The organism is Pseudomonas sp. 10S4, assembly GCF_034344865.1.
Lineage (GTDB): Bacteria > Pseudomonadota > Gammaproteobacteria > Pseudomonadales > Pseudomonadaceae > Aquipseudomonas.
The window spans coordinates 2184483-2209603 of the sequence record NZ_CP133774.1 but is presented as its reverse complement, the minus strand read 5'-3'; the positions used below and the strand labels follow the sequence as shown (position 1 = coordinate 2209603).

The window sequence follows — 25121 nt, the reverse complement described above, 5'->3', positions numbered from 1 at the left end:
TCCTTGTTCATTTGTTGAGGGCTACTAGCTTGCCGGAGTTTACCGAGCAGGCAAACGTCTGTATATGTATATACAAATAACACACGATGGGGTGCTGAACCATGTCCGCCTTCTTTGCCGAACGCGCGCTGCTGCCTAGTGGATGGGCCAACAATGTACGTCTTGAGGTCAGCGCCGACGGCGTTTTGACTCATATCCAGGCCGATTCCCACGCAGATGGTGCCGAACGGCTAAGCGGTCCGCTGCTGCCGGGTATGCCGAATTTGCACTCTCACGCGTTCCAGCGGGCCATGGCCGGGCTGGCGGAAGTGGCGGGCAATCCGAACGACAGTTTCTGGACCTGGCGCGATTTGATGTATCGCCTCGTCGGAAAAATCAGCCCGGACCAGCTCGGCGTGATCGCCCGCCAGCTATACATCGAAATGCTCAAGGCCGGCTACACCTCGGTCGCGGAATTTCATTACGTACACCACGACACCAATGGCCAGCCTTACGCCGACCCTGCCGAACTAGCGCTGCGCATCAGCCAGGCGGCCAGCTCCGCCGGTATCGGCCTGACCTTGCTGCCGGTGCTCTACAGCCACTCCGGTTTCGGCGGCCAGACCCCGAACGAAGGCCAGCGCCGCTTTATCAACAGCACCGAAAACTACCTCAAGCTTCAGTCGCGCTTGCAGCCGATCCTCGCGCAGCAACCGGCGCAGTCGCTGGGTCTGTGTTTCCACTCGTTGCGCGCGGTCACCCCGCAGCAGATCAGCGAAGTGCTGGCCGCCAGCGACAAGCAGTGCCCGGTGCACATTCACATCGCCGAACAGCAGAAGGAAGTCGATGACTGCCTGAGCTGGAGCGGTCGTCGTCCGCTGCAATGGCTGTATGAAAATACCGAAGTCGATCAGCGCTGGTGCCTGGTCCACGCGACCCACGCCAACCCGGAAGAAGTCACGCTGATGGCCAAGAGTCGCGCCATCGCCGGCCTGTGCCTGACCACCGAAGCCAACCTCGGCGACGGGATTTTCCCGGCGGTGGATTTCCTCGCTCAGGGCGGGCGCATGGGCATTGGTTCCGACAGCCATGTGTCATTGAGTGTGGTGGAGGAATTGCGCTGGCTGGAATACGGCCAGCGCCTGCGGGATCAGCGGCGTAATCGCTTGTATGGCGCGGATCAGCCGATGGTTGGCCGCACGCTGTATGACGCGGCTTTGGATGGCGGCGCTCAGGCGCTGGGGCAGCCGATCGGCGCGCTGGAAGTCGGCAAGCGTGCGGATTGGCTGGTACTGGACGGCAACGATCCATACCTGGCGACGGCCAGCGGCGACGGGATTCTGAATCGCTGGTTGTTTGCCGGCGGCGATCGCCAGGTGCGCGATGTGCTGGTCAACGGCCAGTGGGTTGTGCGTGACGGGCGTCATGCCGGGGAAGAGGAAAGCAACCGGGCGTTCACCCAAGTCTTGCGCGATCTGCTGGGCTAAACCCAAACAAAATGTGGGAGCGGGCTTGCTCGCGAAGAGGCCATAACATTCAACATCTTCGTTGACTGGTAAGCCGCCTTCGCGAGCAAGCCCGCTCCCACATGGGTGCTTTGCCGGCCTTTAGTTCGAGGTCTTGGCCATCTTCGTATCCGACGCACGCCAGATCAGCCGCGTGGTGTCGTAGCCCTGCTGCCGCGCCTTGCTCAGCAGTTCTTCACGCACCACACCGTTGACCGTCGGGGTCCGTGACAGCAGCCACAAGTGCTTGCGGCTCGGGTCGCCAACAATGGCAGTCTTGTAGTCGTCGCTGACGTACAGCACCCAGTATTCACCCTTCGCCGTACCCGGAATCAACCGCGAAAACCAGGTATCGAACTCGACCCACAGCTTGTCGGTCTTGCCCGGCACCTGTGGATAAGCCGTGCCCTTGGCTTCTTCCCACTGCCAGTCCGGCGTCAGGCAGCGATTGAGCACCGCCACGTTGCCGTCAGGCTTAAGGGTGTAATGGGCTTCCGATTGCGCGCAGTTGCGCTGGAAGTACATCGGCAGGCGGGCCAACTCGTACCAGGTGCCCTGGTAACGCTTGAGGTTGACGCTGTTGACGGTCTTGGGCGCCAACGGATCTACGCCAGAAGAGGCGCAGCCGGCCAATACCAGGCCGGCAAAAAGGACTATCAATAACCGCTTCATTGTTTTTCTCCCGTGGGCGCATAGCCCCGGTTTATTTCAGGCCTTGGCCGGAAAACATCAGCACTTTGTCACCGGCATACTGCACGCTGATAAAGCTGTTTTTGTCGCCCCAGGTGCAACTGGACATGCCCAGTGCGCCCGAGCAATCAGCGGGTTTACCCAGCAAGGTTTCAACCTCGGCCTTGGCCATGCCGGCCGACAGCTTGGAGTAGTTCTCCTGATTGACCTTGCTGCACGCGACCAACAACACGCAGAACGAGAGCAAGGCGATAGATCGCAGCGACATGGTGTAGCTCCTGGGGCGAAGGGGAATGGCATGGCTGCCAAGCTGAAGCTTAGAAGAGAAAACCCCCATCTGGTTCCCCGACCGCCCGGCTATTTATCAGGCCGCTCGTCTGCCTTTTGCCAATAAATCAGCGACTTTCTCGCACTGTTGGGCATTTCGTCGGTTTTCATAAAAATCCGCCTAATCTTTGGCGCAGGCCTGTCGACATAGAAGCAGCGCAAAGCCGCAGGCGTGGCAAATTGCCGCTCCCCTTGTTGACCAGTCCCCTCCGCGGTAGCTCATTTAATGACCAGAAACATGAAGTTCAGCCACAAGATCTTGTCGGCTGCTGCCCTCGTAGTGGCCGTTGCATTCGCTTGTTTCATCCTCTTCAACGACTACCGCCAGCGCCAGACCCTGCGCAGCAGTACCGAATCCTCGATGCAGGAACTCGGCAGCCTGACCACCAGCAACATCCAGACCTGGCTGGAAAGCCGCATCCAATTGCTGCAATCGCTGTCCCAGCAGATTGCCGTGGATGGCAGCGCCCCGGCCAGCCTGAAACGTGCCATAGACCTACCGGCCTACACCGGCAACTTTCAGTTGAGCTACTTCGGCAGCACCGAAGGCGTGATGACCTCGATTCCAGTCGGCAATCGCGCCGCCGATTACGACCCGCGCGCCCGTGGCTGGTACAAGGCCGCCGACAGCGCCAGACAAACCATCGTCACCGAACCGTACATCGCCGCGTCGTCCGGCAAACTGGTAATCACCGTCGCGACTCCCGTGCAGCATGAGAACCAGATGATCGGCGTCGCCGGTGCGGACATTGACCTGACCAGCGTCAGCGCAATCATCAACTCGCTGAACTTCGGCGGTCACGGCCATGCGTTTATCGTCAGCGCCGAGGGCAAGATCCTGATTCACCCGGACAGCAAACTGGTGCTCAAGACCCTCACCGATGCCTACCCGAACGGCGCGCCAAAAGTCAGCCCGGGCATGAAAGAAGTCGAGCTCGACGGCAAGCGCCAGTTCATCTCCTTCACCCACGTCAACGGTGTGCCGTCGGCGGACTGGTACGTGGCGCTGGTGCTCGACCAGGACACCGCGTTCTCGATGCTTAGCGAATTCCGTACCTCGGCGATCATTGCCATGGTCATCGCCGTGGTGATCATCATCGCGCTGCTGGGCATGCTGATCAGCTTCCTGATGCAACCGCTGCTGACCATGGGCCGCGCAATGCATGACATCGCCGAAGGTGAAGGCGACCTGACCAAGCGTCTGATCATTCATGGCCAGGATGAGTTCGGCGCCTTGGGCACTTCGTTCAACCGCTTTGTGGAACGTATTCACACCTCGATCCGCGAAGTGGCCTCGGCGACTGGCCAGGTCAACGAAGTGGCCTTGCGTGTGGTCGCGGCCTCGAACTCGTCGATGTACAACTCCGACCAGCAATCTTCGCGCACCAGCAGCGTGGCCGCCGCGATCAACGAACTCGGCGCCGCCGCCCAGGAAATCGCCCAAAACGCCGCCCTCGCCTCTCAGCACTCCAGCGATGCTCGCGCCTTGGCCGAGGACGGTCAGCAGGTAGTGGATAAAACCATCGCTGCGATGCAGCAGTTGTCGGCGAAGATCAGCGATTCGTGCGGCAACATCGAGACGCTCAACAGCAACACCGTGAACATCGGGCAGATTCTGGAAGTGATTACCAGCATCTCCCAGCAGACCAACCTGTTGGCACTGAACGCGGCCATCGAAGCAGCGCGTGCCGGTGAAGCCGGGCGCGGTTTTGCCGTGGTGGCGGACGAAGTGCGTAACCTCGCCCACCGCACTCAGGATTCGGCGCAGCAAGTGCAGAAGATGATCGAAGAACTGCAAGTCGGCGCCCGGGAAGCGGTAAGCACCATGACCGACAGCCAGCGCCAGAGCGAAAGCAGCGTCGGCATCGCCAACCAGGCCGGTGAGCGCCTGGGCAGCGTGACGCAGCGTATCGGTGAGATCGACGGGATGAACCAGTCGGTGGCGACCGCGACCGAAGAGCAGACCGCTGTGGTGGAGTCGATCAACGTCGACATTACCGAGATCAACACGCTGAACCAGGAAGGGGTGGAGAACTTACAAGCAACGTTGCGGGCCTGCTCGGACCTTGAGCAGCAGGCGGCGCGGTTGAAGCAGTTGGTGGGTAGCTTCAGGATCTAACGCGCCCTTGAGGGCCTCATCGCGAGCTTGCTCGCGATGACGGCCTGAGCCGCAACGAAGAATCAGAACCGAGACCCAGGCCCCGAAAGAAACGCCAACTCTTCAGCCGTAGACTCGCGCCCCAACACCGCATTGCGATGCGGAAACCGACCAAACCGCGCAATCACTTTCTGATGCCGCTCGGCATAATCCAGATTATCGGCAAACACTGTCCGGTCAGCCTCAGGCTGCTGCGCGACCAACTCGATAAAGCGCGAAACCGCCTCGTTCTGCACCGCCAGATTCTCGCAATGCTCAAACACCAAATAGATGAACACCCGCTGAATCGGCCGTAACTGCCGATCAAAATCCGCGGCAATGCCTTGTGCCACCAGGGCTTGGGCCCGGAGATCACCAGAGAAGGATTTGGGAGTGTCGCGAAAGATCATTCGCGGGAGTTGATCGAGTAGCAGCACCAGAGCCAGCCAACCTTCAGGGCGTTGCGCCCAGTCGGTCAATCCGCCGGCCAGTGCCTGCTCGACCCAGTCCCCGAAACGCGTCTGCGCTTCGAGGTCCTGGCTGTCGCGCTTGCCGAACCACAACTTGCCCTTGTCAGCCGCTACGTCGTCAGGTGATTCGGAAGATCCGAACCACCATTCGAGCAACGGCTGCCAGGGCGCGGTCATGGGTTTATTCCTTGTGGTAAGCCGTGGCGCGCTCGACTTCTTCTTTCGAACCAAGGAACACCGCTACGCGCTGGTGCAGGCCTTCAGGCTGAATGTCGAGGATGCGCTGGTGACCATCGGTGGAAGCGCCGCCGGCTTGTTCAACCAGGAACGACATCGGGTTGGCTTCGTACATCAGGCGCAGTTTGCCTGGCTTGGACGGCTCGCGGCTATCGCGTGGGTACATGAACAGGCCACCACGGGTCAGGATGCGGTGCACGTCGGCAACCATCGCGGCAACCCAGCGCATGTTGTAGTTCTTTTTCAGCGGGCCTTCTTCGCCAGCCAGCAATTCGCCGACGTAGCGTTGTACCGGCGCTTCCCAGTGACGCTGGTTGGACATGTTGATCGCGAATTCCTGAGTGGAAGTCGGGATCTGGATGTCTTCATGGGTCAGCACGAAGCTGCCCATTTCACGGTCCAGGGTAAAGCCTTTAACGCCGTCACCCAGGGTCAGCACCAGCATGGTCTGCGGGCCGTAGATGGCGTAACCGGCGGCTACTTGTTGGGTGCCTGGTTGCAGGAAAGCCTTTTCATTCAAAGGCTCGTTCTGGGTCAGGTATTCGTTCGGGCAACGCAGTACGGAGAAGATCGTACCGACCGGGGCGTTGATGTCGATGTTCGACGAGCCGTCCAGTGGGTCGAATACCAGCAGGTACGCGCCTTTCGGGTATTTGCCCGGGATCTGGTAGGCATTGTCCATTTCTTCGGACGCCATGCCGGCCAGGTGACCGCCCCATTCGTTGGCTTCGAGCAGGATCTCGTTGGAGATTACGTCGAGCTTCTTCTGCACTTCGCCTTGGACGTTTTCAGTGCCCATGCTGCCCAAAACGCCGCCCAGGGCGCCCTTGGAGACGGCGTGGCTGATTTCCTTGCAGGCGCGCGCCACCACTTCGATCAGGAGACCGCAGATCGGCAGGAGTGTTGTTGCTACGGGTCTGCTCAATCAAATAGCGACTCAGGGTAACGCGGGACATGGAAGGCTCCGGAGGAATGGGGGCTAAAAACCCGCGCAGTTTAACGCGAGTCGAGGCGCATTTCCTCCTATCAGACGTGATACGCCCAATAGAGTTCATGCGCGGGGTTTAGCGTAGTTCGAAATGGTGCGGATGTGGTTTGGGGATCGAAGGCAAATTGAACATTTTCGCCGGCAGATAAGCCGCCTTCGCGAGCAAGCCCGCTTCCACATTTGACCTGTGTTGTGAACAAAATCTCTGTCATAACGCTGATCCACTGTGGGAGCGGGCTTGCTCGCGAATGGCGCGTAGCGCCAGCCATTCTCAGGATTTGGCTGGGGGTTTACGCAACAGACTGGCCGCCATCACCGCCAGGAACAGCACACTGAGCAGCAACACCGCCCAAAGCCCGAACTTCTTCCAGTTGGTGTCAGCCGTCGCAGTGGTAACCGCTGGCGATACCGGCGTCACTACCGCCCCGCCATCAACCGTGGCCTTGCCCAACGTCGCAAATTTGGCCGGGCTGTAATCCGGAATCAACGTCGACAACGGCAAATTCGCCGTCTTCACTGTCGCACTGCCCAGCGCCAACGTATACGGCCCGGCGCCACGCGCCAGAAACACCACTTGCGTCGAACGCACGGCGAACTTCACGGTCGGCGCCGCAGCGCCCAAGCCACCACCGCGTTCATCCACGCTCAGCTTCAACTGCTGCACGGTTTGCCCCGGCAACTGCAATTCGTTTTGCACCACATCCTGGCCATTTTGGGTCAGGCGATAGAGCAACCCGCTGCTCAGTGGCTGCCAAGGCAAACTGCTCTCGCGTCGCCCGGACAAGGTCACCGGCGCCAGGCTGTTGGGCTGGCTCAAGTCGACCTGGACCCGCTCGACATTCAGCCCCATCGGCAACTGCCAGGTGTATTCACCGGACTTCACGCTGGTGCCGGCCAACGGTTGCGACCAGACCAACGGCAGCGGCAGGCTGTGGGTACTGGCGCTTTCCAGTTGTGCCGAAGTCAGCACCGGCGCCGATTGCGGGGTGTTCCACAGCAAGCGCAGATAGCGCGCCGACTGCCCCGGCAAACCGACTTCATGTTGCTCGACCCGTTCGTCGGCAAACGACAACCGCGCCACCTGCCCTTCGCCCCACGACTGCCAATGCTGCAAGTCGTCGCTGGCTTCGATACTGAAACGCTGGAAGCCCTCGCGCTCGCTGGTCCAGTCGAGGATCAACTGCTGCAACGGCGCCTTGATCGCGCTCGCGTCGAGCAACCAGCCGCGCAGCACTTCTTCGCCGGCCTCCAGTTGAGTCGATGGCTGCACTTCCACCAGCGTGCCGTTGGCGCTCGATTGCACGCGCACGCTCGGCGCACGTTCGGTGGCGTCTGCCGAGCTGTACAGCGGGAACCACTTCACGTCGGTCACGGTACGATTTTCGGCGGACTGCGCGGTTTCCCGGGCCACGGCATAGGCCTGCGCCTCGCCGGCCGCGTTGAATACACGCACGTCGCTGAGATCGGTCTGCCGCGCGTTCAATTGCACGCTCAACGGTAGTTCGAGGCGATACCACGGGCCTTCGCCGCTCACGGACAACGGCACTTGCGTGCTGAAGTCCGCCGGTTTTTCTTGCGCGCTGGTGGACAGCGTCACGCCCAGCGCAACAGCACCCAACCAACCCAGGTTCAGCTTCTGACTCAAGACGACACTCCTTCGGTTTCCGGGTCCGGTTTTTCAGCATCCGGCGCAGCCTCGACGCGCTTGGGCGGCAACGGGGCGAAATAGCCCACCACCAGCAGCAACACGCCAACGCCGATAAACGAGACGATCCGGGCGAGTCCGCCACGGTTACTCAATTCAATGAAGAACAGTTTGGCCACCACCACGCCAATCAGCGCGGCGCCGATCAGCCAGACTTCACGGCGATGCCGCAGGTGGCCGCCGATCATCAGACCCAGCGCCATAAGGGTCCAGACGATCGATAGACCGGCCTGCACTTGCATCGATGCGAGCAGCAAATCCAGCTCAAACGGCACGCCACCCCAATGGTGGGCCGTACGCGTGACCACTGCGGAGAAAAAGACAAACAACGAAACACCGGCGATCAATTGCGTGGCGTGCTCGGCGTAAAACTTCGGCAGCGCAAATTGCGTCACCGCGCTGCGCGACCAGACGTAAACGCCGAACAACGCAAACAGCAGGCCCAATTCCAGCGGGTTGATCAGCGGCACGTAAGGCAGCGGCTCGGCGGTGCCGTCGCTGACACAGTTCGCCAACCAGAACCAGCCCAGCATCAGCAAGGCCAACGGCGCCGCCGCGTAGACACGGTATTCGCGCGGATACGCCGATACCGGCCATGGCCAGTTGCGTGGCGCGGCCGTCAACACCAAATACACACTCGGCAAAATCGCCCAGCCCAACCAGCGCCAGGCGTTGTACTGCTCTGACAACAGCAGCAAGCCGTAACGCAGCTCCAGCGCCAGCACACCGATCAACAGCCAGCAGCCGAGCACATGGGCGGTGCTGAGGGCGCGCGCCGGTAGCATCGGCGCCAAACGCCGCAGGGAGAAGAAGTGCACGGCAAATACCGCCGCCCACACCAGCCAGCCGAAGTTGGCCGCTGGGTGATAGCGCGAATGCCACGCGGCGACCAACACCAGCCCCGCCGCCGGAATCAGCAAGGTGCAGAGCAAGCCCAGCGCCGACCATTTCAGGCGCAGCGACAACAGCGTCCACAGCGCGACACTCAGTGCCGCGACCGCCAGCAGCAAGGTCGCTTGCAGATCCACAGGCGCAAAGCGCAGCACTTCACTGATCCACGCCAGCGCCCACCAGCCTGCGCCCCACACCAGCAGCAGTTCAGACAAGCGATTCAGGCTCAGTACATCGAACGCCGACCCGTGATTGCCCAGTTGCAAGCGCCAGGCGCCAACCAGTGCGGCCAAACCGAGCACCAGCGGCGTCCAGAAACCGCTGTGGGCCAAAGGCTTCAGACCTTCGCTGGCCAACGGCCCGAGCAAGTCCGGCCCGGCAAACAGGAACGCCGCGCCACCGATCACCTGCAACAGCAGACCGAAGACAAAACTCACGCGCTGCTTGAGGTACAGACTCAGCCAAATGATGAACAAACCGCTGGCGGCCCACACCGCACTCGCGGTTTGCCATGGCAGCACGAACAGCACGGCGAGGTTGATCAGCACCAGACCGGCCAGCAAAATCACCGACAAACCACGCAGCAAGCGCGCATCGTTGCGCACCATCTCATCGCGGGCTGCCAGCAACATGCCGGCGATCAACGCCAGGCCAATCAGCGAGGCACTGAGTAAACCGCTCCAGCCAGCGCTGAACACCGCGGCGGAACCATCGCTTGTCCCGTGCAACCGCAACAGGAACAACGCGCCGCCGAGCAATTGCACGGCAAACGCGGTGAACAGGAACGTGCGCGATTGCAGGCGCAGGCCAATAAACAACGTCGCCAACCCGGCCAGCGCCCAGCTGATCGCCGTGCCGTGGGTGAGGAAGAACAGCGGCGCCAGCAAATAAAGGAACATCAGACCGAGGCAAGCCAACACCGGCAAGCCTTGGCGCTCCCACTCCGAGGCCTGCTCCGGCAAGGCTTTGCGCAATTGGTAGAAGCTGAACAGCAACGCCACGCCGAGCATCAATGCGCCCAGTGGCGAACCGTCCAACAGGCTGCTTTCGCCGGTCTGCAACTTACTGAGAAACGCCAGCGCAGAACCGAGTTGCAGCAGCAAGGCGAAAGCGCGAGCCAGCGGTCGTTGCTGACGCAGGCCGAGCCAGAAGATCCCCGCGCCCTCCACCGCCCAAGCCGCAGCAGTCCAACGCGCGTCGAGGCCCAAGGGGATCGCCAGGCTGGCGAAGATCACTCCGAGTGCAAGACAGGTTTCCGCCAGCAACAAGGCGCGACCGCCCATCAGCAATCGGGCCAGGCCCATATAGAGCATACCCAGCGCCAGCGCACTGAACGCGGCAGCGAACTCCAGATGCTGGACCAGCGCGAATTGCAAACCGAAGCCCACCAGCGGCGGCCCGAACAGCATCGTGCCGTCGACGTAATCGCCCTTGCGCGCCGACCAGTGCAGCAATGCCTGACGACTCTCGTCTTCAGGCGAGTCGCTCATCTCCAACAACTTGCGCCGGGTAAACAACAGGCCAATGCCCAGGTACATCAGGAAGAACAGAATCAGGAATGGCTCGGTGCTCCACAGCAACTCCGGCGTGTAAGAACGCGCGCCCCAGGCGAAGCCGATGCCAAAGGTGCCGACAAAACCGATCAGGTTGAGTGGCCGCCAAGCCTTGAACCAGGCAATCGCGAGGATGCCGGTGTTGAGCAAGACGAAGTAGCTGAACAGCGCGACATGGCTACCAGCGCCGGTCGAGGTCAGGATCGGCGCGGCGAAACCGCCCAGTGCGGCGACGCAGGCCAGGGCCAGGGAATCCTGGGTGATCGCCAAAATCGCCGAGAACACCGTCACCGCGACCAGCAGGCCCAGGGCCGCCGTCGGGTCGAGTATCGGGTGCAAGCGCATTGCGGCGAACACCGTCAGGTACAACACGGCGATCCCGGTACCTTGCAACATCAGCGCAAATTGGTTGTTGCGATGACGCAGCCACCAGCCCAATGCGAGCAAGCCCAAAGCACTGGCGGCGACACCGGCGTAACGCATCTCGATCGGCACCACCATGCCTTCGGTGGCGTAGCGCAGCAGGAACGCCAGACCGAGGAACAACAGCACCACGCCAACCCGCAGCACGGTGTTGCCACCGAACAGCCAGTTGCGCGCACCGTTGATGGCGCGGTCGAAAACGTTAGGTTCGCGCGGGGCTGCCGGTTGTCGCGGTTCGCGAGCGATCGGTTCCGGCGTCCAGACATCGGCCGGCAGCGGACGGCTGGTTTCGGAGGCCGTGGCGGTGATCGGTTCGAGTCCGGGCGGGAGTTCCCAGAGTAGCTCCGGGGAGTCGACGGGGGGATCGACGGGGATGTCGTCGAGAATGAATTCAGGGGCTGCGACGGGCTCACTGACAACTGGCTCACTGGTTTCCGGTGCCTTGAAGCCAGCCCCTTCCAGCAATATCAGTCGTTGCAGCAATGTATTGAGCGCCACCTGCGTCTGCTCGAGCAAACGGTGCTGCTCGGCAGCTTGCTTGCCTAAACGGCCAATGCGAAAAGCTTGGCCAATGCCTAACCCGAACAAAGCACCCAACAGCGCATCGATGAACGACTCGTCGAGTATCCAGCCCAGCGCCAAGCCAATCAGCATCAAAATCCATTGCATGGTCGATATCCCTAAGCGGCCCATTGCCGAGCAAGTCCAGAAGCCTTGTGGTGTTTGTGCTGACGTCTTCGACTTGCCCGCGAAGGCGTTCTCGCAGACGCCACTGAAACATCCGGCAAAACTGACGCTTAGTATATCGATCCGGCCCAACAGGCGTTGGGCCTTGCTCGCAATTATTGCTAAAAGTTACTCCAACGCCTTCCAGATTTCCGTCGCGTACTCACGAATCGTCCGGTCCGACGAGAACCAGCCCATGCGCGCCGTGTTCAACACCGCCGAACGCCACCAGGCTTGAGAATCATGCCAGTGCGCCTCGACGCGCATCTGGGCGTCCCAGTAGGAGTCAAAATCGGCGCAAACCAGGAAGCGGTCATAGTCGATCAGCGAATCGATCAAACCTGCATAACGGGACGGATCATCCGGCGAGAACACCCCGCCACGAATCGCTTGTAGCACGTCATTAAGTCGATGGGACGCCGCAATATCCGGCGTCGCATTGAACTCATGATTTTGCTTGCGCGCTTCCACCTGCTGAGCGCTAAGGCCGAAGATGAACATGTGCTCGGCGCCGATCCGTTCGCACATCTCGACGTTGGCGCCATCGAGGGTGCCGATGGTCAGCGCACCGTTGAGGCCGAACTTCATGTTGCTGGTGCCCGAGGCCTCGAAGCCGGCTGTGGAAATCTGCTCCGACAAATCCGCCGCCGGAATGATGCTCTCCGCCAGGCTGACGTTGTAGTTGGGCAGGAACACCACCTTGAGCAAACCGCGCACCGTCGGGTCGTTGTTCACCACCCGGGCGATGTCGTTGGTCAGTTTGATGATCAGCTTGGCCTGGTGATAACTGGCCGCCGCCTTGCCGGCGAAGATCTTCACGCGCGGCACCCAGTCGATTTCCGGCTCGGCACGAATCGCCTGGTACAGCGCGACGGTGTGCAGCAGGTTGAGCAACTGCCGTTTGTATTCGTGGATCCGCTTGACCTGCACGTCGAACATCGCCGCCGGGTTGACCGCGATGCCCAACCGTTCGTGAATCAGGTACGCCAGGGCTTTCTTGCTGTGCAGCCGCTGATCTGCGAAGGCCTTGCGAAATGCAGTCTTCTCGGCGAACGGTTCCAGTTCGATCAGCCGCTGCTCGGCGTTATCCAATAGATCGGGACCCAGGGCGTCGACCATCATCGCCGTCAGCTCGGGGTTGGCCTGGTAGAGCCAGCGGCGGAAGGTGATGCCGTTGGTCTTGTTGTTGATCCGATCCGGGTAGAGCTTGTGCAGTTCGGAAAACACAGTCTTGCGCATCAGCTGCGTGTGCAGCCCGGATACGCCGTTGACGCTGTGGGAACCGAGGAACGCCAGGTTGCCCATACGCACGCGGCGGCCGTTGTCTTCTTCAATCAGTGACACCGCGCGCAACACGTCAAAGTCGTGGATGCCTTTGGCCCGCAGCGAATCGATGTGCTGGGCGTTGATCAGGTAAATGATCTGCATGTGCCGCGGCAGCATGCGTTCCATCAAACCGACCGGCCAGGTTTCCAGCGCTTCCGGCAGCAAGGTGTGGTTGGTGTACGAAAGTGTGTCGACCGTCACCTGCCACGCGGCATCCCACGCAACATCGTAGACGTCGACCAGTTGGCGCATCAGTTCGGCCACGGCAATTGAGGGGTGAGTGTCGTTGAGCTGGATCGCCGCGTGGTCGCCCAGGGTCAGCACCGAGGTGTGCATGTTGCGATGGCGGCGCAGCAAATCCTGCAGGGACGCGGCGACGAAGAAGTATTCCTGACGCAGGCGCAGTTCCTGGCCGGCTTCGGTGCTGTCCGCCGGGTACAGCACGCGGGAAATACTTTCGGCCCGGGCCACTTCGGCCACAGCGCCCAAGTGGTCGCCGGCGTTGAAGCGCTCCAGGTGCAAATCTTCCATGGCGCGGGCACGCCACAGGCGCAGGGTGTTGACGCTCGCACCGCGCCAGCCGACCACCGGGGTGTCGTAAGCAATGGCCCGCACGGTTTCTGCCGGGGTCCAGACCTGGCGAGACTTGCCGGCCTCGTCGGTCACGGTTTCGACACTGCCGCCGAAGCCGATCGGGTAGACGACTTCCGGCCGTTCGAACTCCCACGGGTTACCGAAATCCAGCCAGTGTTCGGTCTGCTCCTGCTGCCAGCCATCAACGATGGCCTGGCGGAACAACCCATGTTCATAACGAATGCCATAACCATGGCCGGCGATGCCGAGGGTCGACATGCTTTCCATGAAGCACGCGGCCAGGCGACCGAGGCCGCCGTTGCCGAGCGCCGCATCGGGCTCCAGCAGGCGGATGCGTTCCAGATCGACGCCGAGTTCGGTCAGCGCCTCGCGGGCAACGTCCAGCAGGCCGAGGTTGCTCAAGCTGTCGTAGAGCAAGCGGCCAATCAGGAATTCAAGGGAGAGGTAGTAAACCCGCTTCTGACCTTTGCGGTAGATCTGCCGCGTATGGTCCATCCAGTGCTCGACCATGTGATCGCGCGCGGCCAAGGCAATGGCTTCGAACCAGTCGTGGTCGAAGGCGTGATCCGGGTCTTTGCCCACCGCGTAGGTGAGTTTGGTCAAGACGGCGTCGCGGAATGCGGCCACCTCTGCTTCGCGAACAAGTGGTTCTTGAGTCATCGATAGGACCTCGAGCGAGCTTGGAATTGTCTGAGCCTAGACGGTCTGACAGGCGGCATGGGCTCTGGTTCGGCAGTTTTTCCTGATAGTGCGAGATAGCTCGGCATTACGTTGGCATGTGGCTGAATCAATGCAGGGGCCGTGCCGGAACACACGGGTTATTTGGCGATATCGCAAAAAATCTGGCGAAAGGTTGTTCAAAAATCCACCAGTCCCGGTATGATCGCGCGCCCTGATGCACGCTGGTAACAACCGATGATGAAGTCCAACCTGATCGCCGCCGCGGAGATCGACCGCCTCGATACCTGGGCCAAGTACTCTGCCCCGATGTGCGGCTCCTGCGTGTCCAGCTGCTGCACCTTGCCGGTTGAGGTCAAGATCAAGGATCTGATCCGTATCGGCATCGTCGACGAGTTCGAGCGCGGCGAACCGGCGAAGAACATCGCCAAGCGTTTGCAGAAGGAAGGGATCGTCGAGCGTTACAACCAGAAGTCCGAGATCTTCACCCTCCAGCGCATGAGCAACAACGATTGCCTGTACCTGGATCGTAAGAGCCGTCTGTGCACTATTTATGAAAAGCGCCCGGATACTTGCCGCAACCACCCGAAAATCGGCCCGCGGCCGGGGTATTGCGCTTACAAGCCTAAAGAAGTGGCGCGTGAGACCAGCAGTAGCCGTCGTACGCTCGAGAAGTTCTGATCCGGAATCTCGCCGTCTGACCGATTGCTTTCGCGGGCAAGCCTCGCTCCTACAAGGGAAACGCTAAACCTGTAGGAGCGAGGCTTGCCCGCGAAGGGGCCAGGTGAAACACCGCACAAACCCCAGACAAACAAAAACGCCCCCGACCTTGCGGTCGGGGGCGTTTTTTTAAGCCTTAACTAAGTCGAAACTCAGTTGCCGCTTTTCTTGGCAGCGCGGGTACGCTCGCTTTCGCCCAGGATCTTCTTACGAAGACGGATGGACTTAGGAGTGACTTCGCACAATTCGTCTTCTTGAACGAATTCCAGAGCTTGTTCCAGGGTGAAACGGATAGGCGGAACCAGAGCGATGGTTTCGTCTTTACCCGAGGCACGCATGTTGTCGAGCTTCTTGCCTTTGGTTGGGTTGACGCCCAGGTCGTTGTCGCGGCTGTTGATGCCGACGATTTGACCTTCGTACACGTCTTCGCCGTGACCCAGGAACAGTTTGCCGCGAGCCTGCAGGGTTTCCAGCGAGTAAGTCAGAGCCTTACCGGTAGCAACCGAAACCAGCACGCCGTTCTGACGGCCGGACATGTCGCCGGACTTCATCACGTCGTAACGGTCGAAGATCGAGGTCAGGATGCCTGCACCGGAGGTCAGGGTCAGGAACTCGTTACGGAAACCGATCAAGCCACGAGCCGGGATGTTGTACTCAAGGCGCACACGGCCCTTGCCATCCGGAACCATGTTGGTCAGGTCGCCTTTACGGATACCGATCTGTTCCATGATCGAACCTTGCGATTCTTCTGGCAGGTCGATGGTCACGTTTTCGTACGGTTCGTGCTTGACGCCGTCAACCATACGGATGATCACTTCCGGACGACCAACACCCATTTCGAAGCCTTCGCGACGCATGGTTTCGATCAGTACCGAGAGGTGCAGCTCACCACGGCCGGAGACTTTGAACTTGTCGGCGGTGTCGCCTTCTTCAACGCGCAGGGCAACGTTGTAGAGCAGTTCTTTGTCCAGACGCTCTTTGATGTTACGGCTGGTGACGAACTTGCCTTCACGGCCGCAGAACGGCGAGTCGTTAACCTGGAAGGTCATCGAAACGGTTGGTTCGTCAACGGTCAGCGGCTTCATCGCTTCAACGTTCTGTGGGTCGCACAGGGTGTCGGAGATGAACAGCTGGTCGAAGCCGCTGATGCAGACGATGTCGCCGGCAGCTGCTTCTTCAACGTCGATGCGGTGCAGACCGTGGTGACCCATCAGCTTCAGGATACGGCCGTTACGGCGTTTGCCATCAGCATCGATAGCCACAACCGGGGTGTTCGGCTTGACGCGACCACGAGCGATACGGCCAACGCCGATAATGCCCAGGAAGCTGTTGTAGTCCAGTGCCGAGATTTGCATCTGGAACGGACCGTCACGGTCAACTTTCGGTGCTGGTACGTTGTCGACGATCGACTGGTACAGCGGGGTCATGTCTTCAGCCATGTCGGTGTGTTCCAGACCGGCAATGCCGTTCAGGGCCGAGGCGTAGACAACTTTGAAGTCCAGCTGTTCTTCGGTAGCACCGAGGTTGTCGAACAGGTCGAAGATCTGGTCCAGAACCCAGTCCGGACGTGCGCCTGGACGGTCAACCTTGTTGATAACCACGATTGGACGCAGGCCGGCTTCGAAAGCCTTCTTGGTCACGAAACGGGTTTGCGGCATAGGGCCGTCTTGAGCGTCAACCAGCAGCAGAACGGAGTCAACCATCGACATTACGCGTTCAACTTCGCCGCCGAAGTCGGCGTGGCCCGGGGTGTCCACGATGTTGATGTGGTAGCCGTTCCAGTTGATGGCGGTGTTTTTCGCCAGAATGGTAATACCGCGCTCTTTCTCCTGGTCGTTGGAGTCCATCACTCGCTCGTCGTTGAGCTCGTTGCGCTCCAGGGTGCCGGATTGACGCAAGAGTTTGTCTACCAGGGTGGTTTTACCATGGTCAACGTGAGCAATGATGGCGATGTTGCGTAGATTTTCGATCACTTGTGTATCTCGATCAGAGGATTCGGTGTGCTGACAAGTCTTGGCAGCGATTAACAGTAGAGTCCGGCAAAGCCGTTACAGCTTGACGGCGGCGTCGGGGGCCGGTGACGCAGGCCACAGGCAAACAGCCCCGGGCACTTAGCTCGGTCGATAAACGCGCACATTGGCATGCCCCTCACTGAGCAAATGGTGGGCATGCAGGCGACTCATCACGCCTTTGTCGCAATACAGCAGGTACTGGCGAGTAGGGTCCAGTTCCTTGAAACGAGCGTTCAATGCATAAAACGGCATCGTCTGTACCTCAATGCCAGCCAGTTCCAGCGGCTCGTCTTCAGCGGCATCCGGGTGACGGATGTCGATGATGATCTGGCCCGCCAGAGCTTCGCTGACTTCTTCGATCTGCAAGTCCTGGCCCAATTCGTCGATCACGCGATCGATCGGTACCAGTTTGGCGTTCTCGAGCGCACGCTCAAGGACTGCCATGTCGAACTGTTGTTCTTCGTACTCCACGCGGTTGCGCTTGGCGTGGGTCTTTGGGTTCACCGAGATGACCCCGCAGTATTCCGGCATGTGCTTGGCGAAGTCGGCAGTGCCGATTTCGGTGGCCAGGTCGATGATGTCCTGCTTGTGACTGGCGATCAGCGGGCGCAAGACCAGCTTCTCGGTCACGCAGTCGATCAACGACAGGTTCGGCAGCGTCTGGCTCGAAACCTGGGAGATCGCTTCACCAGTCACCAGCGCATCGATGTCCAGCCGGTCGGCAATCTTCGATGCAGCGCGCAACATCATACGCTTCAAAACTACGCCCATATGACTGTTATCGACTTTCCCGAGAATTTCTCCCAGTACTTCCTCGAACGGCACACTGACAAATAACACGCGTTGGGAGCTGCCGTACTTCTTCCAGATGAAGTGCGCGACTTCCATAACGCCCAGTTCATGGGCTCGTCCGCCCAGATTAAAGAAGCAGAAATGGCTCATCAGGCCACGGCGCATGATCTGGTAGGCGGCGACTGTCGAGTCAAAGCCGCCGGACATCAGCACGAGCGTCTGCTCCAGCGCTCCCAGCGGATAACCGCCGATACTGTTGTGCTGGCTGTGGATCACGTACAACCGTTGGTCGCGAATTTCGATGCGAACTTCGATTTCCGGCTCTTTCAGGGAAATCCCGGCGGCACCGCACTGACGACGCAGTTGGCTGCCGACGTATTTTTCCACGTCCATGGACGAGAACGTGTGGTGCCCGCCGCGCTTGCAGCGCACCGAAAAGATCTTCCCGGCCAACGCATCGCCATAGTGCTGCTTGCACTTGGCAACGATGTCGTCGAAGTCACCCAACGGGTATTCGTCGACCTGCAGGAAATGCGCGATGCCCGGCATGCAGCTCAGGCGCTCGGTCATCTCCTTCAGGGCTTTGGGCTCGCTGACGCGGGTTTCCAGCTCGAGGTTGTCCCACACGCCGTTCACCACCACAGCCGGGTCCAGATCGCGGAGCACAGCACGGATGTTTTTGGCCAACTGGCGGATGAAACGCATCCGTACCGGGCGGCTCTTGATGGTGATCTCGGGAAAGACTTTTACGATTAGTTTCATGAAAACAGCGCGCGCTGGGCCAGCCGAAAAAGGGGGCGCGGATTATAGCGGAAATTGCTCAAGGTTTAACCAGTTAATATGCAGAAGGTTTAGAACGCACCAAAACAGGTCATTTATGGAATTAGACGCTACATTACAGGGCGGTAATTTCAGCTTTGCGGCGCAATAAGCCTCTATAAGCGTGATATTGGGGCAAAAAACCCATGGTGGGGCACTGGCATGCAATTTGCTCCCTTGTGAGGCAGGTTGCCATGGCAGAGTATTCGCGCCGGCATCACCCACATTCTAAGGGCATCCACTACTAAGCCCGAAGCCACCCGGAGGACACTATGTCGAAGTCGGTTCAACTCATCAAAGATCATGACGTCAAGTGGATTGATCTGCGCTTCACGGACACCAAAGGCACTCAGCACCACGTGACCATGCCGGCTCGCGACGCGCTGGATGATGCTTTCTTCGAAGAAGGCAAAATGTTCGACGGTTCCTCCATTGCTGGCTGGAAAGGCATCGAAGCCTCCGACATGATTCTGATGCCGGACGACAGCACTGCCGTTCTCGACCCGTTCACCGAAGAGCCAACCCTGATCCTGGTTTGCGACGTGATCGAGCCTTCGACCATGCAAGGCTACGACCGTGACCCACGTGCGATCGCCAAGCGTGCCGAGGAATACCTGAAATCGACTGGTATCGGCGACACCGTATTCGTAGGTCCGGAGCCAGAGTTCTTCATCTTCGACCAGGTGAAGTTCAAGTCCGACATCTCCGGTTCGATGTTCAAAATCTACTCCGAACAAGGTTCGTGGATGTCCGACCAGGACGTGGAAGGCGGCAACCGCGGCCACCGTCCAGGCGTCAAGGGTGGTTACTTCCCGGTTCCGCCATTCGACCACGACCACGAAATCCGTACCTCCATGTGCAACGCCATGGAAGAGATGGGCCTGACCATCGAAGTTCACCACCACGAAGTGGCGACTGCCGGCCAGAACGAAATCGGCGTGAAGTTCAACACCCTGGTTGCCAAGGCTGACGAAGTTCAAACCCTGAAGTACTGCGTACACAACGTTGCTGATGCATACGGCCGCACCGCGACCTTCATGCCTAAGCCTCTGTACGGCGACAACGGTTCGGGTATGCACGTTCACCTGTCCATCGCTAAAGATGGCAAGAACACCTTCGCTGGCGAAGGCTATGCCGGCCTGTCCGATACCGCCCTGTACTTCATCGGCGGCATCATCAAGCACGGTAAGGCCCTGAACGGCTTCACCAACCCGTCGACCAACTCCTACAAGCGTCTGGTCCCAGGTTTCGAAGCTCCGGTAATGCTGGCCTACTCGGCTCGCAACCGTTCCGCTTCGATCCGTATTCCTTACGTGTCCAGCCCTCGCGCTCGCCGTATCGAAGCTCGCTTCCCGGATCCAGCAGCTAACCCGTACCTGGGCTTCGCTGCACTGTTGATGGCTGGCCTGGACGGCATCCAGAACAAGATCCACCCTGGCGACGCAGCTGACAAAAACCTGTACGACCTGCCGCCTGAAGAGGCGAAAGAGATCCCACAAGTTTGCGGCAGCCTGAAAGAAGCCCTGGAAGAGCTGGACAAAGGTCGCGCGTTCCTGACCAAAGGCGGCGTGTTCTCCGATGACTTCATCGACGCTTACATCGCTCTGAAAAGCGAAGAAGAAATCAAGGTCCGCACCTTCGTACACCCACTGGAATATGAGCTGTACTACAGCTGCTGATCCGGTAGCGCCTGCGCAAGCGGCGTGACAAAAAGAGGCCTCCTTCGGGAGGCCTTTTTTGTGCCCACGATTTAACGACTGACGCTCCCACAGGGGGTTTGTGGCGTTTGGAGGATTTTGGTAAATCATGCCCAAATGTTAACCACTAGGGACAACCGCCACCCGTGACCTATGCTGCAATCCAACACCTTCGCTTGCGGTCAATCTTATGGGTCGTGGTTTTCTACTGATGTTGCTGTTGATCGCCCTGCCCGCCGCAGCGCAGATCTATAAGTACACCGACGCCGCCGGCAACACTGCATACAGCAATCAGCCGCCCGATGGCGTCAAAGCGCAGCCGGTTGAGTTGCCGCCGCTCAACAGCGTCGCACCCTCGGCGCCTACCGCTCCTCCTGCCGAAGCCACCAGCCGTGAACAATCCCGCAGCGCCTACGAGGTGCTTGAACTCACCGGCCTGCCCACCGAGGAAGCCCTGCGCGCCAACAACGGCACCTTCACCGTCAGCGTGCTGATCAAGCCACGCCTGCAAGGCCCGCATCTGTTCAGGCTGTTGCTGGACAACCAGCCTTACGGTCAACCGAGCAACGTGCCAATCCTGCAACTGGTGAACATTGATCGCGGCGATCACAGTCTCGCGGTACAGGTGATCAGTGGCGAAAACCTCGTGCAGCAAAGTCCAAGCGTGACCTTCACCGTGCAACGGGTGCATAAACCTTGAGGTGCTGGCTGCTGGTCGCCTGCCTGCTCGCCCTGCCGGCGACGGCGGACGTTTATACCTACGTCGACGCCCAGGGCAATCGGGTCTTTACCGACCAGCCACGCCCCGGCAACGCCAAGCGGGTGCCGCTGGCCACCAGCAATCGCATGCCCGCCAATCCGACCGGTGCCGCGCCGCTGGTTGCTGCGACCAAACCCGAAGAAAAACCGCTGTTCCACTACGACATGCTCCGCGTGCTGGTGCCGGAACCGGACGCGACGATCCGTAGCAACGCCGGCGAATTGATCGTCAGCGTTACCAGCGAACCCGGACTGCAACGCGGCCACCGCTACCGTTTGTTACTCGACGGCCAGCCCACAGCAGAGCCAGGCCTCAGCCCGGTGTTCGCTTTGAGCAATATCGACCGCGGCAGTCATAACCTGTCGGTGGAAATCCTCGACGAACAGGGTCGCACCGTTGAGCGCACAGCCAATCAGCCGTTCAACATGCTCCGCACCTCTCTGGCGCAGAAGCGCCAGGTCAAGCCCTGCACCCTCACCGACTACGGCCAACGGCCGGAATGCCCGCTCAAAGACAAACCTCCCGAAGAGAAAAACCCCTTCCTGAAGTTCTTCTAACCTCGTTCAGCTTTGCGCACTATATTGGTGCAAACGGTTGCACCGTTCCCACTTGAAAACCCATTTTGGTTCGAAAGTACCCGCGAAAGCTGGCAGAACGCCACGCGATCGAGCGTTAAACGCCCGTTTCAGGCCTTAAACGCTTCTTTTCGGAGCTTTGGTTTGGTTTTTGCATTTTCCCCGCATCAGCGCTTAGTTCTTGCGCGCGCCCTGCTCCAAAAGAGGGAGTAGGGCGTGCTCAGCGTAAATGGCGATCGCGCAAAGCCCCACGAGACGCAAGGCTAGGCACGAGGAGAGAAGTTTGGTTGCTTCAAATGAACGACAAGTAACGAAGAATTGCGTCTCGTGGGGCTTTGCCCTACGGGTTGGTGCTGTGATCGCGCCATGCTGCGTTGTAGGACTTGAAAAGGGAACGCCATTCTCTGCGTCCTACGCCTTGCCTGGCGCGATCACAGCGCCAACGCGATTCGCCATTTACGGTGAGCACGCCCTACTATGACCATTAGCGACGCACTGCATCGACTGCTACTCGACAACCTGACCACCGCGACCATCCTGCTCGACGCTGAACTGCGCCTTGAGTACATGAACCCGGCGGCGGAGATGCTGCTGGCCATCAGCGGCCAGCGTAGCCATGGGCAGTTCATCAGTGAGTTGTTCACCGAATCCACCGAGGCGTTGAACTCCTTGCGCCAAGCCGTCGAGCAGGCGCACCCGTTTACCAAGCGCGAAGCGATGCTCACCGCGCTCACCGGCCAAACCCTGACCGTCGACTACGCGGTGACGCCGATCCTGAGTAACGGCGACACGATGCTGCTGCTGGAAGTCCACCCGCGTGACCGCTTGCTGCGGATCACCAAGGAGGAGGCGCAGCTGTCCAAGCAGGAAACCAGCAAGATGCTGGTACGCGGCCTCGCTCACGAAATAAAAAACCCGCTGGGCGGGATTCGCGGCGCCGCGCAATTGCTCGCCCGCCAGCTGCCGGAAGAAAGCCTGCGCGATTACACCAACGTCATCATCGAAGAAGCCGACCGCCTGCGAAACCTGGTGGACCGGATGCTCGGCTCGAACAAACTGCCGTCGCTGGCCATGTGCAACGTCCACGAAGTGCTGGAACGCGTCAGTCAGTTGGTGGAAGCCGAAAGCCAGGGCTGCATCACCTTGGTGCGTGACTACGACCCGAGCATTCCCGACGTATTGATCGACCGCGAACAAATGATTCAGGCCGTTCTGAACATCGTGCGCAACGCCATGCAGGCCATCAGCAGCCAGAACGAGCTGCGCCTGGGCCGCATCAGCCTGCGCACCCGCACCATGCGCCAGTTCACCATCGGCCATGTGCGCCATCGCCTGGTGACCAAGATCGAGATCATCGACAACGGCCCGGGCATTCCTGCGGATTTGCAGGAAACCATCTTCTTTCCCATGGTCAGCGGCCGCCCGGACGGTACCGGGCTGGGCCTGGCCATTACCCAGAACATCATCAGCCAGCACCAGGGCTTGATCGAGTGTGACAGCCACCCAGGCCACACCACTTTCTCGATCTTTCTGCCACTGGAACAAGGAGCCACATCGACATGAGCCGTAGTGAAACCGTGTGGATCGTCGATGACGACCGTTCTATCCGTTGGGTCCTGGAAAAAGCCTTGCAGCAAGAAGGCATGACCACGCAAAGCTTCGACAGCGCCGATGGCGTGATGAGCCGCCTGGCGCGCCAGCAGCCAGACGTGATCATCTCCGACATCCGCATGCCGGGTGCCAGCGGCCTGGACCTTCTGGCGCGGATTCGCGAACAACACCCACGGCTGCCGGTCATCATCATGACCGCCCACTCCGACCTGGACAGCGCTGTCGCCTCCTATCAGGGTGGCGCGTTCGAATACCTGCCCAAGCCGTTCGATGTCGATGAAGCGGTGTCCCTGGTCAAGCGCGCCAATCAGCACGCTCAGGAACAGCAAGGCCTGGAAGTCCCGGTCGCCCTGACCCGCACCCCGGAAATCATCGGTGAAGCGCCGGCGATGCAGGAAGTGTTTCGCGCCATCGGGCGCTTGAGCCACTCCAACATCACCGTGTTGATCAACGGCGAATCCGGTACCGGTAAAGAACTGGTGGCCCACGCCCTACACCGTCACAGCCCCCGGGCGGCGTCGCCGTTCATTGCGTTGAACATGGCGGCGATTCCTAAAGATCTGATGGAATCCGAACTGTTCGGCCATGAGAAAGGCGCGTTCACCGGCGCGGCCAATCTGCGGCGCGGGCGTTTCGAACAGGCTGACGGCGGCACGTTGTTCCTCGATGAAATCGGCGACATGCCGGCGGACACCCAGACCCGTTTGCTGCGGGTGTTGGCGGACGGCGAGTTCTACCGCGTCGGCGGTCATACGCCGGTGAAGGTCGATGTGCGGATCATCGCTGCGACCCACCAGAATCTGGAAACCCTGGTGCACGCCGGGAAATTCCGTGAGGACTTGTTCCACCGTCTCAACGTGATCCGCATTCATATCCCACGGCTGTCGGACCGTCGCGAAGACATCCCGACCCTGGCCAAGCACTTCCTCAGCCGCGCCGCGCAAGAACTGGCGGTGGAGCCGAAGCTGCTGAAAAGCGAGACCGAGGAATACCTGAAGAACCTGCCGTGGGGCGGCAACGTGCGTCAGCTGGAGAACACCTGCCGCTGGATTACGGTGATGGCTTCGGGTCGCGAAGTGCACATCAGTGACCTGCCGCCAGAACTGCTGAACCTGCCGCAGGATTCGGCACCGGTGACCAACTGGGAGCAGGCGCTGCGTCAGTGGGCCGACCAGGCGTTGGCTCGCGGTCAGTCCAGCCTGCTCGACAGTGCTGTGCCGGCCTTCGAGCGGATCATGATCGAAACCGCCCTCAAACACACCGCCGGCCGCCGCCGTGATGCTGCGGTTTTGCTGGGTTGGGGGCGTAATACCCTGACGCGCAAGATCAAGGAATTGGGGATGAAGGTTGATGGCGGGGATGATGATGAGGGGGATGAGGGTTAAGCAGCCTTTAAATCATCGCTGACTGTTAGACCCAATCGCGAGCAAGCTCGCTCCCACAGTGGATTTTCAGGGTATTCGCGATTGCGTGAACACCAACGAACCCTGTGGGAGCGAGCTTGCTCGCGATGCTTTTAGGGCCTTAGTGCACCGCCGCAATGCACCGTGAACCGCAATCGAGCACGGCAATCGATCCAAAACCCCACCAGCAATTGCAATAAAAACCACTCAGAAAACACGACAAATCCCCGTATTACGGGGCTTTCAGCGTCTCTTGACGACTTTCTGTATCAACTTGTTAAAACCTGGCACGCCCCCTGCAATAGTCCATTCAGTGATTCAGTTCACTACCCAGTTTCGGGGACCTTGGTACAGGCAGGCCGGGGATTCCCCTCTTTACACCGGGCTCACACCGCACAAGCGACGAGCCCACCCCGTTTTGGGGCCCTTGATACAGGCAGGTCAGGGGTTCCTTCTTTACACCGGGACTTACGCCGCAAAGCGCGAGTCCCTGCCGTTTTGGG

16 protein-coding genes and 2 pseudogenes are annotated in these 25121 nt (G+C 59.9%); 9 read left to right on the top strand and 9 right to left on the bottom strand.

Going from position 1 to position 25121, the window contains the following annotated elements; genetic code table 11:
* Nucleotides 1-101 precede the first annotated feature (101 nt).
* Entirely contained in the window at nucleotides 102-1466 is a 1365-nt protein-coding gene (locus RHM58_RS10290; RefSeq protein WP_201199866.1) for a formimidoylglutamate deiminase, read from the top strand.
* A 120-nt stretch (nucleotides 1467-1586) separates the two neighbouring features.
* Here the strand turns inward: RHM58_RS10290 and RHM58_RS10285 are convergent, their stop codons facing one another.
* Nucleotides 1587-2156 carry a lipocalin family protein gene (locus RHM58_RS10285; RefSeq protein ID WP_201199865.1) on the bottom strand — a complete coding sequence of 190 codons (570 nt, stop codon included), beginning with the start codon at nucleotides 2154-2156 and terminating at the stop codon, nucleotides 1587-1589.
* 31 nt (nucleotides 2157-2187) lie between these two features.
* On the bottom strand, nucleotides 2188-2442 hold the full coding sequence (locus RHM58_RS10280) for a hypothetical protein (protein WP_054054697.1): 255 nt from the start codon (nucleotides 2440-2442) through the stop codon (nucleotides 2188-2190).
* A gap of 285 nt (nucleotides 2443-2727) precedes the next feature.
* Here RHM58_RS10280 and RHM58_RS33975 point away from each other — a divergent pair.
* Together RHM58_RS33975 and RHM58_RS33970 are read left to right on the top strand one after the other, a co-directional pair.
* Nucleotides 2728-3762: pseudogene (locus tag RHM58_RS33975) on the top strand (cache domain-containing protein); the annotation flags it as partial.
* 93 nt (nucleotides 3763-3855) lie between these two features.
* Nucleotides 3856-4620: a methyl-accepting chemotaxis protein gene (locus RHM58_RS33970; RefSeq protein ID WP_413786163.1), complete on the top strand. Its 765-nt coding sequence runs from the start codon at nucleotides 3856-3858 to the stop codon at nucleotides 4618-4620.
* 62 nt (nucleotides 4621-4682) lie between these two features.
* Here the strand turns inward: RHM58_RS33970 and RHM58_RS10270 are convergent, their stop codons facing one another.
* From RHM58_RS10270 to RHM58_RS10250, 5 genes and pseudogenes are all read right to left on the bottom strand, one after another.
* Nucleotides 4683-5285, bottom strand: a complete 603-nt coding sequence (locus RHM58_RS10270) for a DUF924 family protein (protein WP_322270276.1) — start codon at nucleotides 5283-5285, stop codon at nucleotides 4683-4685.
* A gap of 4 nt (nucleotides 5286-5289) precedes the next feature.
* A pseudogene (locus RHM58_RS10265) lies at nucleotides 5290-6301 on the bottom strand (class 1 fructose-bisphosphatase).
* 303 nt (nucleotides 6302-6604) lie between these two features.
* Nucleotides 6605-7978 (bottom strand): DUF3999 domain-containing protein, encoded by a 1374-nt coding sequence (locus RHM58_RS10260; RefSeq protein ID WP_322270274.1) that lies wholly within the window; start codon nucleotides 7976-7978, stop codon nucleotides 6605-6607.
* Nucleotides 7975-11574: a DUF2339 domain-containing protein gene (locus RHM58_RS10255; RefSeq protein ID WP_322270272.1), complete on the bottom strand. Its 3600-nt coding sequence runs from the start codon at nucleotides 11572-11574 to the stop codon at nucleotides 7975-7977. Before RHM58_RS10255 ends, RHM58_RS10260 begins: the two co-directional genes overlap by 4 nt.
* 186 nt (nucleotides 11575-11760) lie before the next feature.
* Entirely contained in the window at nucleotides 11761-14211 is a 2451-nt protein-coding gene (locus tag RHM58_RS10250; RefSeq protein ID WP_201199857.1) for a glycogen/starch/alpha-glucan phosphorylase, read from the bottom strand.
* Between the two features lie 258 nt (nucleotides 14212-14469).
* Between RHM58_RS10250 and RHM58_RS10245 the strand changes: the two genes are divergently transcribed.
* Entirely contained in the window at nucleotides 14470-14910 is a 441-nt protein-coding gene (locus RHM58_RS10245) for a YkgJ family cysteine cluster protein (protein WP_149416955.1), read from the top strand.
* 191 nt (nucleotides 14911-15101) lie between these two features.
* Here the strand turns inward: RHM58_RS10245 and typA are convergent, their stop codons facing one another.
* Together typA and thiI are read right to left on the bottom strand one after the other, a co-directional pair.
* A complete protein-coding gene (typA, locus tag RHM58_RS10240) occupies nucleotides 15102-16922 on the bottom strand; it encodes a translational GTPase TypA (RefSeq protein WP_177088724.1) in 1821 nt (606 codons plus the stop codon).
* A gap of 138 nt (nucleotides 16923-17060) precedes the next feature.
* Entirely contained in the window at nucleotides 17061-18515 is a 1455-nt protein-coding gene (gene thiI / locus RHM58_RS10235; RefSeq protein WP_201199855.1) for a tRNA uracil 4-sulfurtransferase ThiI, read from the bottom strand.
* Nucleotides 18516-18844: 329 nt separating this feature from the next.
* Between thiI and glnA the strand changes: the two genes are divergently transcribed.
* The 5 genes from glnA to ntrC all read left to right on the top strand — a co-directional run bounded on the left by glnA (nucleotide 18845) and on the right by ntrC (nucleotide 24600).
* On the top strand, nucleotides 18845-20251 hold the full coding sequence (glnA, locus tag RHM58_RS10230; RefSeq protein WP_123402596.1) for a glutamate--ammonia ligase: 1407 nt from the start codon (nucleotides 18845-18847) through the stop codon (nucleotides 20249-20251).
* Between the two features lie 208 nt (nucleotides 20252-20459).
* Nucleotides 20460-20969: a DUF4124 domain-containing protein gene (locus RHM58_RS10225; RefSeq protein ID WP_322270268.1), complete on the top strand. Its 510-nt coding sequence runs from the start codon at nucleotides 20460-20462 to the stop codon at nucleotides 20967-20969.
* The gene (locus RHM58_RS10220) at nucleotides 20966-21586 is read left to right on the top strand and encodes a DUF4124 domain-containing protein (RefSeq protein WP_322270266.1); all 621 of its coding nucleotides are present in this window, start codon (nucleotides 20966-20968) and stop codon (nucleotides 21584-21586) included. Before RHM58_RS10225 ends, RHM58_RS10220 begins: the two co-directional genes overlap by 4 nt.
* A gap of 495 nt (nucleotides 21587-22081) precedes the next feature.
* The gene (gene glnL / locus RHM58_RS10215; protein WP_201199850.1) at nucleotides 22082-23167 is read left to right on the top strand and encodes a nitrogen regulation protein NR(II); all 1086 of its coding nucleotides are present in this window, start codon (nucleotides 22082-22084) and stop codon (nucleotides 23165-23167) included.
* Nucleotides 23164-24600, top strand: a complete 1437-nt coding sequence (ntrC, locus tag RHM58_RS10210; RefSeq protein ID WP_059406417.1) for a nitrogen regulation protein NR(I) — start codon at nucleotides 23164-23166, stop codon at nucleotides 24598-24600. The genes glnL and ntrC overlap by 4 nt, the downstream gene beginning before the upstream one ends.
* The last annotated feature ends 521 nt before the right edge of the window (nucleotides 24601-25121 follow it).

Excerpts from the sequence above, each read along its gene's own strand:
- RHM58_RS10285 (WP_201199865.1), bottom strand. The coding sequence starts at position 2,156 with ATGAAGCGGTTATTGATAGTCCTTTTTGCCGGCCTGGTATTGGCCGGC.
- RHM58_RS10290 (WP_201199866.1), top strand. The coding sequence starts at position 102 with ATGTCCGCCTTCTTTGCCGAACGCGCGCTGCTGCCTAGTGGATGGGCC.
- glnL (WP_201199850.1), top strand. The coding sequence starts at position 22,082 with ATGACCATTAGCGACGCACTGCATCGACTGCTACTCGACAACCTGACC.
- ntrC (WP_059406417.1), top strand. The coding sequence starts at position 23,164 with ATGAGCCGTAGTGAAACCGTGTGGATCGTCGATGACGACCGTTCTATC.
- thiI (WP_201199855.1), bottom strand. The coding sequence starts at position 18,515 with ATGAAACTAATCGTAAAAGTCTTTCCCGAGATCACCATCAAGAGCCGC.
- RHM58_RS33970 (WP_413786163.1), top strand. The coding sequence starts at position 3,856 with ATGTACAACTCCGACCAGCAATCTTCGCGCACCAGCAGCGTGGCCGCC.
- RHM58_RS10245 (WP_149416955.1), top strand. The coding sequence starts at position 14,470 with ATGAAGTCCAACCTGATCGCCGCCGCGGAGATCGACCGCCTCGATACC.
- RHM58_RS10250 (WP_201199857.1), bottom strand. The coding sequence starts at position 14,211 with ATGACTCAAGAACCACTTGTTCGCGAAGCAGAGGTGGCCGCATTCCGC.
- RHM58_RS10255 (WP_322270272.1), bottom strand. The coding sequence starts at position 11,574 with ATGCAATGGATTTTGATGCTGATTGGCTTGGCGCTGGGCTGGATACTC.
- glnA (WP_123402596.1), top strand. The coding sequence starts at position 18,845 with ATGTCGAAGTCGGTTCAACTCATCAAAGATCATGACGTCAAGTGGATT.
- RHM58_RS10225 (WP_322270268.1), top strand. The coding sequence starts at position 20,460 with ATGGGTCGTGGTTTTCTACTGATGTTGCTGTTGATCGCCCTGCCCGCC.
- RHM58_RS10270 (WP_322270276.1), bottom strand. The coding sequence starts at position 5,285 with ATGACCGCGCCCTGGCAGCCGTTGCTCGAATGGTGGTTCGGATCTTCC.
- RHM58_RS10280 (WP_054054697.1), bottom strand. The coding sequence starts at position 2,442 with ATGTCGCTGCGATCTATCGCCTTGCTCTCGTTCTGCGTGTTGTTGGTC.